Origin of the sequence: Billgrantia zhangzhouensis, from assembly GCF_021404465.1 — a bacterium.
GTDB lineage: Bacteria > Pseudomonadota > Gammaproteobacteria > Pseudomonadales > Halomonadaceae > Halomonas > Halomonas zhangzhouensis.
The window spans coordinates 48,599-67,922 of the sequence record NZ_JABFTT010000002.1; the positions used below are offsets into that span (position 1 = coordinate 48,599).

The 19,324-nt window shown below is 49.7% G+C and carries 12 protein-coding genes; all 12 read left to right on the plus strand.

Annotated features, from left to right (window positions below; genetic code table 11):
* Positions 1–45 precede the first annotated feature (45 nt).
* The 12 genes from cysQ to HOP51_RS02190 all read left to right on the plus strand — a co-directional run bounded on the left by cysQ (position 46) and on the right by HOP51_RS02190 (position 19,308).
* The gene (gene cysQ / locus HOP51_RS02135) at positions 46–846 is read left to right on the plus strand and encodes a 3'(2'),5'-bisphosphate nucleotidase CysQ (RefSeq protein ID WP_234272607.1); all 801 of its coding nucleotides are present in this window, start codon (positions 46–48) and stop codon (positions 844–846) included.
* 27 nt (positions 847–873) lie between these two features.
* Positions 874–1,791 (plus strand): sulfate adenylyltransferase subunit CysD, encoded by a 918-nt coding sequence (cysD, locus tag HOP51_RS02140; protein ID WP_234272301.1) that lies wholly within the window; start codon positions 874–876, stop codon positions 1,789–1,791.
* Positions 1,791–3,704: a sulfate adenylyltransferase subunit CysN gene (gene cysN / locus HOP51_RS02145; RefSeq protein WP_234272302.1), complete on the plus strand. Its 1,914-nt coding sequence runs from the start codon at positions 1,791–1,793 to the stop codon at positions 3,702–3,704. The genes cysD and cysN overlap by 1 nt, the downstream gene beginning before the upstream one ends.
* Positions 3,705–3,768: 64 nt before the next feature.
* Complete coding sequence (wecB, locus tag HOP51_RS02150) at positions 3,769–4,890, plus strand: non-hydrolyzing UDP-N-acetylglucosamine 2-epimerase (RefSeq protein ID WP_407061774.1); 1,122 nt, start codon at positions 3,769–3,771, stop codon at positions 4,888–4,890.
* A 51-nt stretch (positions 4,891–4,941) separates the two neighbouring features.
* Positions 4,942–6,225, plus strand: a complete 1,284-nt coding sequence (gene wecC / locus HOP51_RS02155) for a UDP-N-acetyl-D-mannosamine dehydrogenase (RefSeq protein ID WP_234272304.1) — start codon at positions 4,942–4,944, stop codon at positions 6,223–6,225.
* Positions 6,226–6,278: 53 nt separating this feature from the next.
* Complete coding sequence (locus tag HOP51_RS02160) at positions 6,279–10,364, plus strand: glycosyltransferase (RefSeq protein WP_234272305.1); 4,086 nt, start codon at positions 6,279–6,281, stop codon at positions 10,362–10,364.
* 15 nt (positions 10,365–10,379) lie between these two features.
* Entirely contained in the window at positions 10,380–11,099 is a 720-nt protein-coding gene (locus tag HOP51_RS02165; RefSeq protein WP_234272306.1) for a Stf0 family sulfotransferase, read from the plus strand.
* Between the two features lie 100 nt (positions 11,100–11,199).
* Positions 11,200–12,393, plus strand: a complete 1,194-nt coding sequence (locus tag HOP51_RS02170; RefSeq protein WP_234272307.1) for a hypothetical protein — start codon at positions 11,200–11,202, stop codon at positions 12,391–12,393.
* 24 nt (positions 12,394–12,417) lie between these two features.
* Positions 12,418–13,785, plus strand: coding sequence for a glycosyltransferase family 2 protein (locus tag HOP51_RS02175; protein WP_234272308.1), 1,368 nt, complete (start codon positions 12,418–12,420; stop codon positions 13,783–13,785).
* 484 nt (positions 13,786–14,269) lie between these two features.
* Positions 14,270–14,977, plus strand: a complete 708-nt coding sequence (locus HOP51_RS02180; RefSeq protein ID WP_234272309.1) for a sulfotransferase family protein — start codon at positions 14,270–14,272, stop codon at positions 14,975–14,977.
* Positions 14,978–15,016: 39 nt separating this feature from the next.
* Positions 15,017–17,350, plus strand: coding sequence for a heparinase II/III domain-containing protein (locus tag HOP51_RS02185; RefSeq protein ID WP_234272310.1), 2,334 nt, complete (start codon positions 15,017–15,019; stop codon positions 17,348–17,350).
* A gap of 119 nt (positions 17,351–17,469) precedes the next feature.
* The gene (locus HOP51_RS02190) at positions 17,470–19,308 is read left to right on the plus strand and encodes a hypothetical protein (RefSeq protein ID WP_234272311.1); all 1,839 of its coding nucleotides are present in this window, start codon (positions 17,470–17,472) and stop codon (positions 19,306–19,308) included.
* Positions 19,309–19,324: the final 16 nt, after the last annotated feature.

Genomic DNA, 19,324 nt, shown 5'->3' on the forward strand with positions numbered 1-19,324 from the left:
CGAAGCCCGAAGGAGATACTGTTGACCGATTTCGTTACCAACGAAATGCGCACCCGGTTGGTCGAGGGTGTTCATGCTGCAGGCCGCGAAGTGATCTCGATCTACGAACGGGATTTCAGCGTCGAGACCAAGGATGACAAGAGCCCGCTGACCGAGGCGGACATGGCTTCTCACCACATTCTAGTGGATCTGCTGGAAGGCCTTGCCCCAGAGGTACCGATTCTCTCTGAGGAGTCTGCGGAAATACCTTTCGCCACACGCAAGGCCTGGCAGCGCTACTGGCTGATCGATCCGCTCGACGGTACCAAGGAATTCATCAAGAAGAACGGCGAGTTCACCCTGAACGTGGCATTGATCGAAGCGGGGGAGCCAGTTTTCGGCATCGTGCACGCACCGGTACTCGATGCTACCTGGGTAGGCCAGCAAGGGCAGGGAGCCTGGAAACAGGAAAGCGGCGGGGCTTTGTATCCTATCAAGGTGCGGCCGCTTCCCGAGCCGGAGCAGGCGCCCTGGCAAGTGGTCGGCAGCCGTTCCCACGGCTCGACGGAATTCGAGGCTTTCTGTGCGGGCTTACCTAAACACGAGCGCGTCTCCATGGGCAGCTCGCTCAAGCTCTGCCTGGTCGCCGAAGGCAAGGCCGACCTCTACCCGCGCCTGGCACCCACTAGTGAGTGGGACACGGCTGCGGCCCAGGCAGTAGTCACCGCAGCGGGTGGCTTGGTACTGAATGCCCATACCCTGGAGCCGCTGCGCTGCAACCAGCAGGAGAGCGTGCTCAACCCGTTTTTTATCGTATGTGGACAGCGGGATGAGCGCTGGGAGTCGGCTCTGAAGGCCAGTCTCTAATCTTCTATTGCTTACCTAGGTTTTTCGATGCCTGAAATTTCCGTTGAACGTCAGACCCACCTCAAACAGCTCGAAGCCGAGTCGATCCATATCATCCGCGAGGTGGCCGCCGAGTTCCGTAACCCGGTGATGCTCTATTCCATCGGCAAGGACTCCTCGGTGATGCTGCACCTGGCGCGCAAGGCCTTCTTTCCCGGGCCGCCGCCGTTCCCGCTGTTGCACGTGGATACCACCTGGAAATTCCGCGAGATGATTGCCTTCCGCGACCGCATGGCTGCCGAGGTCGGCATGGAACTGCTGGTGCATACCAACGAGGAAGGGCGGGCTGCGGGCATCAACCCCTTCGATCACGGCTCCAGCGGCTATACCGACGTGATGAAGACCCAGGCGCTCAAGCAGGCATTGGACAAATACGGCTTCGACGCCGCCTTCGGCGGTGCCCGCCGCGACGAGGAGGCCAGCCGTGCCAAGGAGCGGGTGTTCTCGTTCCGTGACAAGTTCCACCGCTGGGACCCCAAGAACCAGCGTCCCGAGCTATGGAACCTCTACAACGCCCGGGTCAACAAGGGTGAGTCGATCCGCGCCTTCCCGCTCTCCAACTGGACCGAGCTGGACATCTGGCAGTACATCTACCTGGAGCAGATCCCCATCGTGCCGCTCTACTACGCCGCCCCGCGCCCGGTGGTGGAGCGCGACGGCATGCTGGTGATGGTCGACGACGAGCGGTTGCCGCTCGTCCCCGGCGAGGTACCCGAGGAGAAGTGGGTGCGCTTCCGCACGCTGGGCTGCTACCCGCTGACCGGTGCGGTGGAGTCCAGGGCCGACACGCTGCCCGAGATCATTCAGGAGATGCTGCTGACACGTACCAGCGAGCGCAGCGGCCGGGCCATCGACCACGACCAGGCCGGCTCGATGGAGAAGAAGAAGCGCGAGGGATACTTCTAATGTCACATCAATCTGCAATGATCGCCGAGGATATCGAAACCTACCTCCGCGAGCACGAGAACAAGGACCTGCTGCGCTTCATCACCTGCGGCAGTGTCGACGACGGTAAGTCGACCCTGATCGGCCGGCTGCTGCACGACTCCAAGATGATTTACGAGGACCAACTGGCCGCGATCGCCAGGGACTCGAAAAAAGTCGGCACTACCGGGGAAGAGGCGGACCTGGCGCTGCTGGTCGATGGCCTGCAGTCGGAGCGCGAGCAGGGCATCACCATCGACGTGGCCTACCGCTTCTTCTCTACCGACAAGCGCAAGTTCATCATCGCCGACACCCCGGGGCACGAGCAGTACACCCGCAACATGGCCACCGGGGCCTCCACCGCCAACCTGGCGATCATCCTGATCGATGCCCGCTACGGTGTGCAGACCCAGACCCGGCGCCACAGCTTCATTGCCGATCTGCTGGGCATCCAGCACCTGATCGTGGCGGTGAACAAGATGGATCTGGTCGATTACTCCCAGGCACGCTTCGACGAGATCGTCGAGGAGTATCAGGCCGTTGCCGAGAAGCTCCACGCCCGCGACATTCGCTTCGTGCCCATGTCGGCCCTCAAGGGCGATAACGTCGTCAACAAGAGCGAGACCATGGGCTGGTACGATAAGCCGGTCCTGCTGGAGCTGCTGGAAAGCGTAGAGATCAGCCACGATCACAACCTGCGCGACCTGCGTTTCCCGGTACAGTACGTCAATCGCCCCAACCTCGATTTTCGCGGTTACTCCGGGACCCTGGCTGCCGGCATCGTTCACCGCGGCCAGACCGTGAGGGCGTTGCCTTCCGGCAAGGTGTCCAAGGTGGAAAGAATCGTCACCTTCGATGGTGACCTCGAAGCCGCCTACCCGGGGCAGGCGATTACCCTCACCCTTGAGGATGAGATCGATATCTCCCGTGGCGACTGGATCGTCGCCGAAGAAGCCAAAGTGCCGCTGGCCAATGGCTTCGAGGCGGATATCGTGTGGATGCATGAAACGCCGCTGGAACCCGGCAGGCTATATGACCTCAAGCTTGCCACTCGGGCCGTGGCCGGCAAGGTCACTGCCATCGACTACCAGGTCGACGTCAACACGCTCGAGCATCGCCACGCCGAAAACCTCGATCTCAACGCCATCGCGCGCTGCCATATTGAACTGACAGCGCCTGTGCCCGTCGATGACTATCGCACTAGCCCCGGTACCGCCTGCTTCATCGTCATTGACCGCCTCAGCAACGTAACGGTTGGGGCGGGGATGATCCATCAGCCGCTGGATATCGAGCTGCCCTACGAATACCGCGAGCACGACAGCAAGGCCAACGTGGTGTGGAACCGCACCAGCGTTACTCAGGCCATGCGCGAGCAGCTCAACGGCCATCAGGGCAAATGTGTGTGGTTTACCGGGCTTTCTGGCTCGGGGAAATCGACCCTGGCCAATGCTCTGGAAGTGGAACTTAACCGTCGCGGCTATCACACCATGCTGTTGGATGGCGACAACATCCGCCACGGGCTGTGTAAGGATCTCGGCATGAGCGAGGAAGACCGCGCCGAGAACATCCGCCGCGTGGGCGAAGTGGCAAGGCTGTTCGCCGAGGCCGGCATCATTGTCATTACCGCTTTCATCTCACCGTTCCGCAGCGACCGCGACGCCGCGCGGGCTCTGTTCCAGAACGGCGACTTCATCGAGGTATATGTCGATACTCCGCTGGATATCTGCGAGCAGCGCGACCCCAAAGGGCTTTACCAGAAGGCACGGGAAGGCAAGATCAAGGATTTCACGGGCATTAACAGCCCCTACGAGGTGCCCAAATCAGCGGAGCTGACGGTCAATACCGTAGAACTGAGCCAGCAGGAAATCATTGGGTTGTTGCTGAAGCAGCTATAATTCAGCTCTTGGCTCGCTAATTTCTCTCACTCTCTCAACAAGCAGTCTTTTGCCCCCTATGTCCATCAAGACTCTCTGCGTGTTCGGCACGCGTCCTGAAGCCATCAAGATGGCACCTCTCGCCCTTTCTCTCGCCGTCGACGAGCGCTTCGATGCCAAGGTGTGCGTAACCGGGCAGCACCGGGAAATGCTCGACCAAGTGCTGGAACTGTTCGAGCTGGAGCCGGACCACGACCTGAACATCATGAAGCCGGGGCAAGACCTCACCGACGTAACCACGTCGATTCTGCAGGGCATGAAGGGGGTTCTCGCCGAAGAGAAGCCGGATATCGTGTTGGTGCATGGGGATACCTCCACCACGCTTTCCGCCACATTGGCTGCCTACTACCAGCAAGTGCCGGTAGGGCATGTGGAAGCTGGCCTGCGCACCGGCAATCTCTACTCGCCCTGGCCGGAAGAAGCCAACCGCAAGCTGACCGGGGCGCTGGCTGAATTGCACTTCGCGCCTACGGAACGTTCACGGCAGAACCTGCTAGAGGAGGGGGTGGCGCCGAGCAAAGTATTCGTAACTGGGAATACCGTCATCGATGCGTTGCTCGACGTAGTCAAGAAGCTCGAGAACAGTGCCTCTTTTCAAGAGCGCTTTACCGAGCAGTTCGGCTTTCTGGATGCCAGCCGCAAGCTGATCCTGGTAACTGGGCATCGCCGTGAAAGCTTCGGCGGCGGATTCGAGCGTATCTGCCAGGCGCTGCATGACGTGGCGGCGCGCCACCCAGAGACCCAGATCGTCTATCCCGTGCACCTCAATCCCAACGTGCGGGAGCCAGTCAACCGGCTGCTCTCCGATATAGACAACGTGCACCTGATCGAGCCGCTGGACTACCTGCCGTTCGTCTATCTGATGAACCGCGCCGACCTGATCCTCACCGACTCCGGTGGCGTACAGGAAGAAGCCCCTTCCCTCGGCAAGCCGGTTCTCGTCATGCGAGACACCACCGAGCGGCCGGAGGCAGTGGATGCCGGCACCGTCAAGCTGGTAGGCACTGATGTGGAACGTATCGTCACGGAAATGCATACCTTGCTCACGGACAAGGTTGCCTACGAAGAGATGAGCTACGCCCATAATCCCTACGGCGATGGGAAGGCGTGTCGGCGCATCCTCGATGCCTTGGCTGGCCTGAAGTAAGCCTCGCTTCACGAGCACCTTTCCTCGATTTTTGCTGCTATTGGATAAACTATGAATTTCAACACGATTTCCGTTATTGGCCTGGGCTATATTGGCCTGCCGACCGCTGCCGTCATCGCTTCCCGCCGCAAGAAAGTGATTGGGGTAGATGTCAACCAGCCCGCTGTCGATACCATCAATCGTGGCGATATCCACATCGTTGAGCCAGAACTGGATATCGTAGTGCATGCGGCAGTAAAGGAAGGGTATCTGCGCGCTACCACCGAGCCGGAGCCGGCGGATGCCTTTCTCATTGCCGTGCCCACTCCGTTCAAGGCCGAGAATGGCAACGATCACGTACCCGATCTCAGCTATATCGAAGCAGCAAGCAAGAACATCGCCCCGGTGCTGAAGAAAGGTGACCTGGTCATCCTCGAATCTACCTCTCCGGTTGGGGCAACCGAGCAAATGGCGGCATGGCTGGCGGAAGCCAGGCCGGATCTCTCCTTCCCACAAACCCATGGGGAGGATTCGGATATTCGTGTAGCCCACTGCCCGGAGCGTGTACTGCCCGGCCATGTGGTGCGTGAACTGGTGGAAAACGACCGAGTGATTGGTGGCATGACGGCCAAGTGCTCGGAAGCGGCTACGAAACTCTACAAGATCTTCGTGGAAGGGGAGTGCATTACCACTACGGCACGTACTGCCGAAATGGCCAAGCTCACCGAGAACAGCTTTCGGGATGTAAACATTGCTTTCGCCAACGAGCTTTCTATCATTTGCGATAAGCTCGACATCAATGTGTGGGAATTGGTCCGTCTGGCCAACCGGCATCCGCGAGTCAATATTCTGCAGCCAGGGCCTGGTGTGGGCGGCCACTGTATTGCCGTTGATCCTTGGTTCATCGTGAGCGAAACGCCGGAAGAAGCGCGTCTGATTCGTACCGCGCGTGAAGTAAACGACGGCAAGCCTCAGTGGGTGATCGACAAGGTCAACGAGGCCGTAGGTAAGTTCCTGAGCCACCATCCTGACAAAACCGCCAAGGACGTTACCATCGCTTGCTTTGGCTTGGCATTCAAGCCGGATATCGATGATCTGCGTGAAAGCCCTGCGCTGAAGATTGCCGAGAATATCGTGTCACGGCATCCTGGGCGAGTATTGCTAGTTGAGCCAAATATCGCTGAGCTTCCGAAAGGAAAGGCGGTGGGAGGCAATTTGGTCGATCAGCAGCTGGCACTCGAGATAGCCGATGTCGTAGTACTGTTGGTGGATCACAAGTCTTTCAAATCCATATCATCCGCTCATGTAAAGCTTGATTACCTTGTTGATAGTCGTGGAGTGTGGGAAGTCAGATAGATATTTTGTGGGTTTCATGAATATTCAATATATTAAGATTTGAGAGTATAAGGATGATTTCTCAACAAAATGCCTTCGGCTTAGGAAGAAGAAAAATAAAAAATATCTCTCAGAGGCTTGGGCTTTACCCGTTTCTGTTAAAGGTCAAGAGGGTTTTGGCTAATGGGAAAAGAGTGGCAAGGTCGCCTTCGCTCATATTTAATAAATTAAATGAAATAAAGTATCGTTCGTCTTTCAGAAGGGCTGTTAATCTATTCTACAAGAAGGGAAAGTTTAGCGCCGCGTACACTGTGTTAGAAGATCTACAAAAAAGTGGAGCTATCTTTGATAAAAAGAATCTTGAGCTTTTGGGATTGGTCCAAGGATATATTCGCCTTGCAAACGGGATGGCTATACCTCCTCGACAGCCCAACCCAGGCTTGATGACACGCCGTCAGCATATTCTCTACTGTCTACACCAATCAGTGCCTCACGCCACCAATGGCTACTCGACCCGTTCGCATGGTGTGGCAGTAGGCTTGCAGCAAGCAGGTTGGAAAGTATGTGCAACTACTCGCCCTGGCTTTCCTTGGGATACCGGCATGGAGGGGTTGAACAAAGGCTACCATAAGGAAGAAGTGGAGGGAGTCAGCTATACGGCGGTGTCTGGATGGAACCTAGCCAGGACGCCATTGGATTACTATCTAGCTGAAGCGGCTGACCACTATTTTCGCGAGGCGCAGGTTAGTGGTGCCGAGCTTGTTGTTGCCGCCTCCAACCACATTACTGCACTGCCCGCCTTGGTGGCAGCCCGACGTTTGGGGTTGCCCTTCGTGTATGAAGTACGTGGCCTTTGGGAAGTAACGCAGGCTTCCACCCAGCCCGAGTGGGCCGGCTCTGAGCGCTACCAGTTGATGCGTAAGTTAGAGAAACAAGCAGCATTGGAAGCGGATCTGGTGATTACTCTCACCGAGGAGCTGGCGGATGAACTTGCTAGCTGGGGGGTGGCTCGAGAGCGTATCGAGGTGGTGCCTAATGCGGTCAATGCTGAGCGATTCCTGCCCATGGCGCCGGACGCCACCATTGCCAAGGAGCTTAACCTAAAACCCGGCGTGCCGGTAATCGGTTATGCGGGCAGCGCTGTGGCTTATGAAGGTTTGGAGTTGCTGATGGAGGCGATGGCCCAGCTCAAGCAGAAAGGCCAAGGTTTTACTTTCGTTCTGGTAGGTGATGGCAAGATCATCAACACCGTCAAGGCCAAGGCCAAGGAACTAGACATCGAAGCGCAGTGCCGCTTTACCGGTCGGGTTCCCTTTGAGGAGGTGCCACGCTATCTCTCCTGTATGGACATTTTGCCAATTCCTCGGCTGTCGTCGGCTGTAACCGAAATGGTCTCTGCTCTCAAGCCGCTGGAGGCTATGGCCATGGAGAAGGCCTTGGTACTTTCGGATGTATCGCCTCACAAGACAATGGCTGGGCCCAACGATGAGCGTGCCCGATTATTCACCAAAAACAGCGTCGAGGCCCTCTGCGAAGCGCTACAGCAACTGATCGATAGCCCCGAAGAGCGTAAACGTCTAGGCAAGGCTGCACGTGCCTGGATCGAGCAGGAGCGTACCTGGAATCACGTAACGCGACGATATGCCGAGGCTCTGCAGCGATTGCGTCGTAACGCCGCAGTTACTGCCGAGACTCAGTTTGCCGAAGCAAAAAAATTGGAGCAGATAACGCTGGGCCTGATCGCCGATCAGTTCACTACCGATACCTTGGCCAGTGCCGTTAAGGTAGTGCCGCTGTCGCCTCAGAATTGGCGGGAAGAGCTGGAAAAACAGCCCATCGACGTGATATTTATCGAATCTGCCTGGAGGGGCAATAACGGGCAATGGCACCGTAAGGTGGGCTACTACTGTGACGAAGAATTAAATACGCTCAGCGAACTACTTAATCACTGCCGTGAACAGGGTATTCCTTCTCTTTTTTGGAACAAGGAAGATCCAGTTCATTTCGAGCGTTTCCGTAAGGCGGCCAGCCTGTGTGACCATGTATTCACTACAGACAGTCGCAAGATCATTCCCTATCTCTCGACTCCAAGTGCGGTAACGCAAACGGCAAGTAGCTGTCCTTTCTTTGCTTCGCCAAAGATTCACAACTTATTGCCTTCTACCCGCGACTGGCAGCCCACTGCGGCCTATGGCGGCACTTACTATGGTGAACGCTACCCGGAGCGCACCGAATACATGGACAAGATCATGAGTGCGGCGGCGCCCTTGGGCCTCACGATCTACGACCGCCAGCACAATGATCCAGAATCACCCTATAAATATCCTGGTGGCCTGAGCGACTATGTGGCTGGCAGTCTCAGCTACGAGGAGATGATTCAAGCCTACAAGGCTCATCCAGTTCAAATCAACGTCAATTCTGTGCTGGACTCCCCCACGATGTTCTCGCGTCGGGTAATGGAAGCGGCCGCCTGCGGTTCACCAATCGTCTCAGGTCCTGCTCTAGGCATGAACCACTACCTAGAAGGTGCTGGGAATATTGTGCGTACTGAAAGCGAAGCCGCTCAGGCACTGGAGAATCTGCTGCAGTACCCCGCTCACCGCTGGCGAGTGGCGCTGAAAGGCGCACGAGCGATTATACGTGCCCACACAACCCAACACCGTCTGGCTCAGATGCTGCGCACCGCTGGCATGGTGATAATGGCACCTGAACCCCCAATGTTGAGCGTCCTTGCTCCAGAAATCACCATGGCTGCCATGCAGCGCTTGCTCGCCCAGACGCTGCGCCCCCAAAGGGTGGTAGCCAGCCAGTGGCAAGCCGATACCCAGGTACGGTTGGAAGCCGCCAGCATTCAGTGTAGTACCCTCGATGATTATGTCACTACTGAGAATTCTCTCTGTCTGCTAGCTGAGCCACTCGCGCTGGAGGACCTAGAGCCGGAAGATCTGGAAGATTTAGCCTGGCCTACCCAATACGCACCACATACGCGAATCGGTTTTATCCGTGATACTGAATTGGCCGATGGCCAGTGGCCTGGTGTGGCTCTTGAAACCTCATCAATTGATACTGGCCTGCAGTTGGTTTGTTCCCCAGCGGGCATGGCTCTAAAGGCATTTTCTGACTGGGCTTCGCAACAGCCGACACTCGCGCTTCGAAAGCCTGGGCCCAACCATGAACAAGCACCCAATATCGCACCGGAGAAAACGGTGTTGATCGCGGGGCACGACCTCAAATTCATCAAACCCTTCTATCCCTATTTTACAAAAGCGGGAGTTCGCGTGCTGCTTGACTTTTGGAAGGGACATAATAAGCACAACGAGATCACAAGTAAGCGTTTAGTCTACCAGGCCGATACTATTTTTTGCGAATGGATGTTGGGCAACGCCATCTGGTACGGCAAGCACAAGCGGGAAGGGCAGAAACTGGTGGGGAGACTGCACCTGCAGGAAATCGATCATGCCCTGTTCCCGAAGATTCCCTTTGAGGCCTTCGATACCGTGATGTTCGTGGGCCCCCATATCCTGCGCCAAGGGATTGCTAAGAACCCGGTACTCAAGAAAAACGGCATAGTGGTCTACAACGGCGTCGACGTGGAAGGCCTGCAGTCGGTACCTCGTAAACCCACCAACGGCAAGGTGCTGGGTTTTGTAGGTATCGTGCCGCAGCGTAAACGCTTCGATCTGGCTTTGGATATTCTTCAAGAACTACGTAAGGTAGACGACGGATATATTCTGAGGATTAAGGGAAAGCGCCCCGAGGAGTACCCTTGGATGGCTAACCGACCAAACGAGATGAGCTGGTATGAGGCACAGTATAAGCGCATAAAAGAAGATTCGCTTCTTGAAGGTGCGGTTTACTTCGATCCGCATGGGAACGACATGCCAGAATGGTACTCTGGAATCGACTATGTACTTTCCACTAGCGACTTTGAAAGTTTTCATTTTACTATCGCTGATGGGATTGCATCTGGAGGCTCCCCCATAATAATGAATTGGGAAGGCTCTGGAGAAATATATAAAAAAGAGTGGGTGGTTGAAAGTGTGCATGAAGCTTGCTCTTTAATAAACAAAGGCCAAAAGTGTTGTCGTGAAGAACTGGCGTTATTTTCGCAAAGATTCTCAATGGATGTGATATCAGGTAAGATTTTTGAGCAGCTTTAATTTGTGAGGATTTCCATGAAAGCATTGAATGAATCTAAAAACTATTTTATCTGTAGCACTCAGCGAAGCGGTAGCTCCTACCTCTGCCATTTATTAAGGGCTACTAACGTCCTTGGTAGGCCAGGAGAGATATTTGGTAAAGCTAAAGCGATTTCCAATATAGAAAGAAAAATAGGTATTAGCTCGGAGAACTACGAGTTATTTGCTAAAGAAGTTTTTCGTCATTGGAGATCTAGCAATGGTGTTTCTGGCGTAAAAGTCCATTACCATCAGTTTGAAGAGCTTGTTTCAAAGGTAAGACTGGGGAAAATATTTCCAAACATTAAATTTATTTTTATTGACAGGGACGATGTTGTTGCTCAAGCAGTGTCTTTGTATAAAGCTAGGGTTTCTGGAAAATGGTCCTCGGACCATAATGCTATTCGCGAAGCAGTCTATTCCTATAAGGAAATAAAGAGCTGTTTAGACATACTGGTATCCGAAAAAAATAAATGGAAGGCTTTTTTTTCTGTATGTGGGATCAATCCCTTACGGATTAGTTATGAAGAGCTTGAGGTAGCACCCGAAAGAAAAGTTTCTTTAATATGCAGTTATTTAAATGTTGATGTCAAAGAGTTCAGTGCTGAAAACGCTTTAGAAGTAAAAATTAAAAAGCAGCGGGACGTGGAAACAAAGGAATGGATAGATAGATTTCGGCAGGACAGTATTAATGATTGGTTTAAAACAAATGATTAACTAAAAAATATTTTTATGGCTGATCCTGTTGCTTTATATTTACTAACCGCTATGACATTATTCATGGTCAGAGTAATAATATAAGTTGAGACTTTTATTTATGAGTAAAATTACAGCTAATATTTTGCTGCAATGTACTGCCGAGGAAATCTATGCAGATGTAAAAGCTGGATATCTTAGCCCTCAAATATTGTTTCGAGATGCTAGAGAAGTAATTCGTCCTAAATTTGATTCTCATGATGACGTTCTAGAGAAATTCCTCAGTGATAGTTTTTCTTTACTCGATAATTGTGTTGAAACAAAAGAAATAAAAAAACTAATAATCGAAGTTTCTGTTTTGGTGAATGCGGGCTTGTATGGAAAATCTGTTTGTTTGGATAATATATTGAAAATAGACAATTTTTTACGGAAGGAAGAAAGGTGTTCATCGTCTTGCTTCTCTGGTGGAGTGATTTCTTATGTGTTAGGTGATTATAAGACAGCAGAAAAAAAATTCATGGAATTTGACTGTATAAAACCGGAAAAAATATTATATCACCAAACTGCAGCTCCAGCATTCAGAGATAGATCATATTGCCCACAGCCGAGATCTACTGACTCAGCTGGAGAAATAAAATGGTGTAAAAAAGCTGAACCTAAAAATATTACAGTTCTTGTTTCTTGCGATATAGGTTATTTTGTTGCGTATGGTAAAAATTATATCGATACAATCAAAAAATACAATAGCGATTTAAATGTACATTTTCATATTATTAATCCTATAGAAGATATTGTCTCTCAGGCAGATTTTCTAACTCAAACTTGGATAGGTTATTCTACGGAAAAGGTTGATTATGGTAATGTAAAAACCTATAGTTCTTTGGCAAGATATATTATAGCGCCAAGTGTAATAGAGCGATATGGTAATTCAGTTTTTATATCTGACATTGATCTGCTTGTTGAGAAAAATCCGCATTTTTTATCGTCATCTTGTAGGAATTTAATAGGGTTGTATATCGGAAGAAAGAAGGCAAGGTATTTCCCTTGGACTGCTATAAAAGCTGGGGCAGGTTTTTATCCAAACGAACAGAAAAGCATTGCCTTTTTGAAGACAGTAGGCGATTTTATGTTGGACATGTATTCAGCAGGAAATGATGGCTGGATGCTAGATCAAGTTGCCCTTGAATTCTCTTTCCGTCTCCACAGCAACTTAGAATATTTGGATTTAAAGAATTTGGATTATCCAATTGGGCAAGTAAAAAACAGAGGGGGAATGAGAAGAATTGCTTCTGATGTTATCCGGAATGGGTTGTAAGATACTAATGCGGAGGAGTTAAATTTGTTCAAATGGCCAGATCAAAAAAAAGATGTACTTGGTTTCTTATCAGCGGGCAAAAAAACTGACTTTATAGTAGCCTTAAAAACCAAGAACGAAAGTGAGTTGTTAGAAGACTGGATAAAACACCATGGGGATATATTCGGAATCGAAAATCTCGTTATTTTTGATAACGATTCCGATGACATAAAAGTTTTGGATATTTATGAAAAATATAAAAGTAAAGTTAGGTGCATTGTAAAATATGATAATAGTCAGGGAAGCCATAATGCTATACACCACCCACAAAAATTCCCAGAACTGTATGAGATGTTATCGCAAAAATGCAAGTATTTTGCTCTTTTTGATACAGATGAATTTTTTGTTGGGGTGAAAGATGATAAATATTTCTCAGGAAAGCAACTTTATAGACTTTTGATAGAAGAAGCCAAAAAAAATAAATATAACAAAATTATTTTTTGCTTTTGGCTAAACAGCTTGCCTGGCTGTGATGGAATTTACGATGTAGGAAATAACTACATGAAGCTGGTGAATGGGGCAAAAAATGGAAAACATTTCGTCCCAAGCTCATTCTTATTGGACTTTCCTAGAGGACATAATAGTTGCGTTCCTAGAGAAGCAGTATCTGACTCCATTTCTACTTCTTTTTGGCTATTACATAAGCAGGCAGCTAGTTTTAAGCGAAGAATTAGAGTTAATTATAATAAAATCAAGGCAAGAAATGCGTTTTTGAAAAAATATGATTTCTTAGAAGTTTACGATTCGCCGAACATGAACATGGTTAAGGCGACCACAAGTGGTCCTGTAAAAAGTTATATGAAGCAAATCATTGACATGAAGGAAATTGTTGAAAAAAAACTTGAAATAAAGCAGGAGGGAGTTGCAAAGTTAAGTGGTGGAAAAATAAGTTTTGACAAAGAGATTGCTAGAAAAACTTTTCTAAAATTCCAGAAAGATAGAAAAGTCAAAGAGGCGTTAAGGGTTTTTTTCAGTGATCCTAGAACTTGTGCACTGAATAAATCTCCTATGATAGATATCGGTGTTTATGGTAAAGTGGATTTTTTTTCCGAGGAAAAAATTGAAGGATGGCTAATCGATACTATTGTAAAAGAACCTTGGTGCGTGCAAATGAAGCTAAATGGTATAGTATTTAAGGAGGCGAAACCTATTGCCCCGACGTTCATTAATCCTCTAGGTAGGCATGAAAAATGCAGCTTTGTTTTTGATTTTAATATCCATGAAGTCGCTAGTTTTTTAGACGGAAATGAGTTTTTCTTCGAGAGCAATTTTGTGACAATAGATATTGTTTATAAGCGTATTAATAAGAGACTAAAAAAAGGAAGGCACGAACTGGTGGTTATGGATTTTTAAATAAATTGTGAACAGTGATGTTGGCCATTTCATGAAACTTTGGAAACAAATTAGATTGGCCGCATTGATATTGATGGATGAATAAATTTCGACACTGATCCCGCAGCTTCGCACAACTGAGCGATCCCGATGCTTGCTAATGCTTACCTCGTAGCTTGTTTAATTTGTCAGCGTTATTTAAGTTCTAAGAGAGTTTTGTGTTAGCCAAATGTGTCTGGCGTAGCCACTCGACGAAGCCATTCTATTAAACAGAAACGCTGAACTGCACCGTCGGTGTGTTATACGACTTAAGAAAGACAGCGCATCACACATGCACGATCATGTTGGGCAGTTTGTTGATATGTACCCCCTGCATAGCGACTGAAGCGTTTATTACAAACGCATCTTTATTAAAGCAAAGAAAGTTAATGCGGTTAATTGAATAAAACCAATTCTCGAGGCTGGGAAAGTGATAAGTATAGAGCGTATCCGATTAGTGAAAAATATGCGAGAATTAGACATTGGGACTCATATATCATTGAAGTATGATTATATTTACTTTCAGGTAAGCAAGTCGGCGAGTAGTACTGTCAAATATTACCTGCAAGAGCTTGAGGTTCGAGGTACACGTCGTCGTGTCGAAGATGTCAATAACCGAAACCTATCGCCGCATATTTGGCCGAGTCAGTTGAAGGAGGAACATTTTCTTGAGCTGCTGGCATCGCCCGATATGCGCAAAGTTACCTTCGTTCGTAACCCGTTTTCGCGACTTCTTTCCTGCTACCTTCATCGCATCAAAGAATCACCTGGGTCTCCCAGTGTGAAAAATATAAAACGCTTCACCCGTAATCGCTTTGATGAGACCCTCTCGTTTGGCGATTTTGTTGAGATCGTGTGTGATCAGCCAAGTGCCGAGCAGGACTCACATTGGCGTGTTCAATCTGATGAAGTCTTATATGACCTTATCCCTCACTGGAGCTTTATTGGTAGAGTTGAGCGGATTGAAGAAGATCTTCCTAAGTTAATGGCGATACTTGACCCTGATGTGGCTGCTCCAACCAGTGAGCTTGAAGATTACTCACCCTCCGTAACTAAAGCAAGCAGTAAGCTAGCCGATTTTTATACACCTGAGTTTGAGAGAAAAGTGGTTGAGCGTTACAGAGCAGATTTTGAGAACTTCGGTTATGCCGTCTCCATTGAATTGGCTGGATAGTTTGAGCTGAAATTAAAGTTTTCATAAGAAATTGTTTATATGAATAATCTAACGATAAAGTCTGGTTCATCTCCTGAGTTAGAGTGCTGCGTTCAGAAGAAGCTTCAACAACTCTCGAATAATTCATCCAACTGTACGCTCGGTGAAAGGCTGTTCGTAAAGCAGCAGCTTGAATTGGCACCCTTCAAAGCCGTCAAGTTTTCTGGTTGGGGTGACTGGGAACAAGATCCACTCAACAATCGGAGCTGGCAGTGGCGGCTGAACTGGCTTTCGTTTCTTTCGTACCTTATTGCGTATCACCGCTCAACTGGTGATGGTGCGGTGCTGGACTTTGCCCGTGAGGCGATTCAATCATGGCTGGATACCTACCTGAAAACGGATACAAGCTATCCGTTTGAGTTTATCTGGCATGATCACGCCACAGCGCTGCGCGCTGAGCAGTTGGTACTGTTTCTCTATTACTGTCATGAGTACGCACCCGAGTGGGTTAAGCGGCACTGTGCTTTTTTGGCTTATCTAAAGCGGTCGCTGGTCATACATGGTCAGTGGCTGTCCAAAGATAGCTTCTATTCCGAGCACACCAACCACGGATTGGAGCAGGCGCGGGTGCTGCTATTGCTCGGTACCGTGCTAGAGGGAAGTCTGGCATGCAAATGGCAACAGGTTGCCGTCCGGCGAATAAGCAGTGAGCTGACCTTCTCGTTTACCGATGAAGGCGTTCACGTCGAGAATAGCCCGGCATACCATGTTTTCGTATTCAAGGTGTTCTTGGGCATCATCAAGGATTACCCAGATGAAGTGTTAGGGGGGCTAGCCAAGCAGTTCGACCAGTTCTCTGCCAAGGCGTTGAGCTTCATCACCCATATTCTGCGCCCAGACGGTAGGCTTCCTCCAATAGGTGATACCGAGCAATTGCCTACCTCTGATGCTTACGGAGATATGTTTGGCCATACACTGGAGTATCAATATTTTCTGTATGCGATGAGTCAAGGTAAACAGGGGTTAGTACCTCCTGCACTTAATCGTGTATACGCCAACTCTGGCTACGCAATCTTCCGTGATCAATGGCCATCCAAGGAACACTATCGCAAGGCCTTCCATCTGATCGCTAAGGTGGGCTGTTCCAGCCGTTACCACCATCAGCAGGATGAAGGTCATATCAGCCTTTACGCTGGAGGCGAAGACTGGCTGATTGATTCCGGCCTTTACAATTACATTAACAAAGATCCGGTGCGGAAGTATATGCGAGGCCGCCCTGGCCACAATGTGCCGATGATTTCACACGCCAACTATGCGAAGGAGTTTGAGCACCGACTGAGTGCCTGGCAGGTCGTGGAGCACTCGGAAACTGCTCCCACCCCCTACTTGACCATGAAGCTCGGTGTACTGCTCCCGGTTAAGCATGTGCGGCGAGTGGATTTCGATACTGAGACTAAGGTAGTGAGGGTAGAAGACAAGATCTCTTCCGATGACCACCAACAGCGCAATATTACTTTGCATTGGCACTTTCCCAAGGATAAGAGGATATTAATTGAAGGTAATCAGGTGATAGTGACTAGCCCTACTGGCAACCGGCTGAGGATTAATTTTGAAGGCGAGATTCCGGATAACCTTTCGGTGGTCAAGGGGCGCAAGGAAGAGCGCGTATTTAGCTGCGTCTCTTATAAGGCCAACCAAGTCGAACCCAGTCAGCTGCTACGTGTGATGTTCAAGGAGCGCATGGGGCTGCAAGTAGCCACACGTTTTGATTTTGATTTAGCTGATGAACAGATTGCACCACCAGCGGGAAGGGGCAAAACCAGTGTGAAACCATTGGCAACGTTGCTTGCCAGCTTACAAAAAAACAAATCCGTTCATTCGGCAATCTTGGGGAGTCACTCGGCTTACTTGGCGCTGGCCAGGATGCATCGTAATCAAGGGCTAGGTCATGTTAGCCTGCTGGTCGATGAGTCCGAGGAATACAGTGTAACTCAGGAGGAACTCAGTAAACACAACCTCATTGATAGGGTGACCTGTTACCCCTTAACGATTCCGAATACCGTGCAGGAAGATTTCAACAGTGCGGCTCTTCAGGAAGTGAAGGAGGTGGATCTACTCATAATTACAGGTACTGGTTTCTCGGAGAAGCGTTTGACAGCGGTTCTACTCATCACGCTACCAGAATTGCTGAAGCGGATGAATAACTCCGGAGAGGTATGGGTCAGTAACTCTCTTCCCGAGCCATTGAGGGCATTGTGTGAAACATGGAGCACTCGTACTGACCTACGGGTTACGGTTGTGACAGGATTGGATGAAATCGTTACAACTTCGCAGTCTTTTACGAAATCACGTCGGTTAATAAATGTCTTAAAGAATTTAATGTCAGGAAAATGAAAAATCTCTAATTCTGTCTATGAGCTTTTTTGAAAAATTCCGAGAACGTTTAATGTGAAGAATGCGGATTATGGTCATGTTTTTTCATTTGAATTCATTTCCTGCATGTGTATTCGAATGTGAATATACAACAATCCTGCGGATTTTCTAAAGTAAAATGTTGCGCAGACTTATTTTTATTTTGCACTGCGGTTGGGTTGGAGGTCAAAGTTTTGTTAGGGAAAATATTAGCTACCTTAAGATGGTCATTTTCTATTGGTAATAAATTTTTTCGGGTCGTGCCGGGAGTGACATTGTCGATAATTGCAACGACTTTGGTGTCTCAATTATCGATATTGTTGGCGTTCTTGTTGCCGTTGAAGATACTCATGTTGCTCGGGTCGACTGGTATCCCTCGCTATTTCCCTGCTTCCTTTGCTAATGTAGATCGTGACCTGTTAGTAATGGGCCTAAGCCTGTCGGCCGTCGGGTTCTACCTACTCTATTTTATCGCAGAGAAGATAATTGCTTCATCTTCGAACCGAGGTGCGGCATTGCTACTTGAAAGAAGCCAGAAGATCGCGCTTTTCGAAAATCAGGAGGATGTGGCTACACGGGGATATCAGCGTTACTCTCGCAGCTTAGCGGGAAGTGTTTTTCTTTTTTTAGTTGCTATAGTTATGGCTTGGTTATACCCCGAGTTGTTGGCTGTGTTGGTTGGCTATATTGTCGCGGCATTTGTTTTTCTTACCATGCTTTATGGCAAGGGTGGTAAATTGAAGGAGAGTCTGGATGAGGCACCCGGACGTATTATCACTAACGCGACCAGCATCGGCTTTCTGTTGACTTTTGGTTTCATGGTGGGGCAATTCTTGCTTGGCAACCCACCAGGGCTATTGGTCGCTATTATTTCGTTGATCCTGATGCGCCAAGGTTTTTCACGCATCACGGGATTAGTCAATGATTTGAAAGGATTATATGCCCAGCGCTTCAAGCTCAATGCTCTATTTTTCCATGGGCATGTGCTGGTAAACGAAGCGAAGAAACATGAGACTAATTTTTGGTCATTGCTTCAGTCCTCCCAGCGTGAGCAGTGGATATATGATGTATTGAAAGATGTGGTTTCGCAGCCTATTGAGAAAGTGAAGGTGCATTGGTGGCAACTGGGCGGGCAGGATGTAGCAGCGTTTCGCGTAAAGAGTTTCGATCACGAGGGTACGCAAGTTGCCGAGAATCTAGTGAAGCTATTCAACACCAATCGTAGCTCGCTGGCAAAGCATGAAGCTACACTGCTTTCTGGAAATACTCCACTACCAACACTCCCGCTTTTAAGCGTCGATGAGATAGAAGGATTACACTGCCATGTCTTTGAGTGGGTTCCTGCTAAAAAAGTACCTCAGAAGCAGGTGAAAGCAGCTAGGCAGCAAATGATCGAGATGCTATTGTCTATCGAACCTGAAAAAAACTTGGTTTCCCAGTTCAAGCGTTCACGTCCTCCCCTCTGGCAACGTGTTGATGACCGTATGCTAGAGCGCTTGCGGACGGTGGCAGAAATGCTTGGAGGGGAGCACACCAGCCAAGTGCAACTCTTTGGCGAGCAGCAGGATGCTATCATGAGCCGGCTCAGAGAGCTGCCACTCACACTCGTCAATCCGGACCTTCGGCCCAATGCCTTTCTCAAAGCGGAAAACGGCGAACTGCTAATGACGCATTGGGGGCGCTGGAGCCTGGAGCCGGTAGGCGCCAACTGGCCCGTGCAGCCCAGGCAGCTCGAACAACTTGCTTGTGCTTTGAAGGAGGCGAAAGCTTCACGTCGTGCCCTGCGAGATGTCAGGTCGGAGGATGCGTGCCTTGCGGCATTGATGTTTATGCTGGAAAAGCTATATGCCCGCCAAGACTTTGTTGAGGCTCTCAAGCTGATTCCCCGAATCTTAACATATCTGAATATGAGACCTCAGTCTTCCAAAGTCACAGCCTAATGATCTTAAGGAGTAA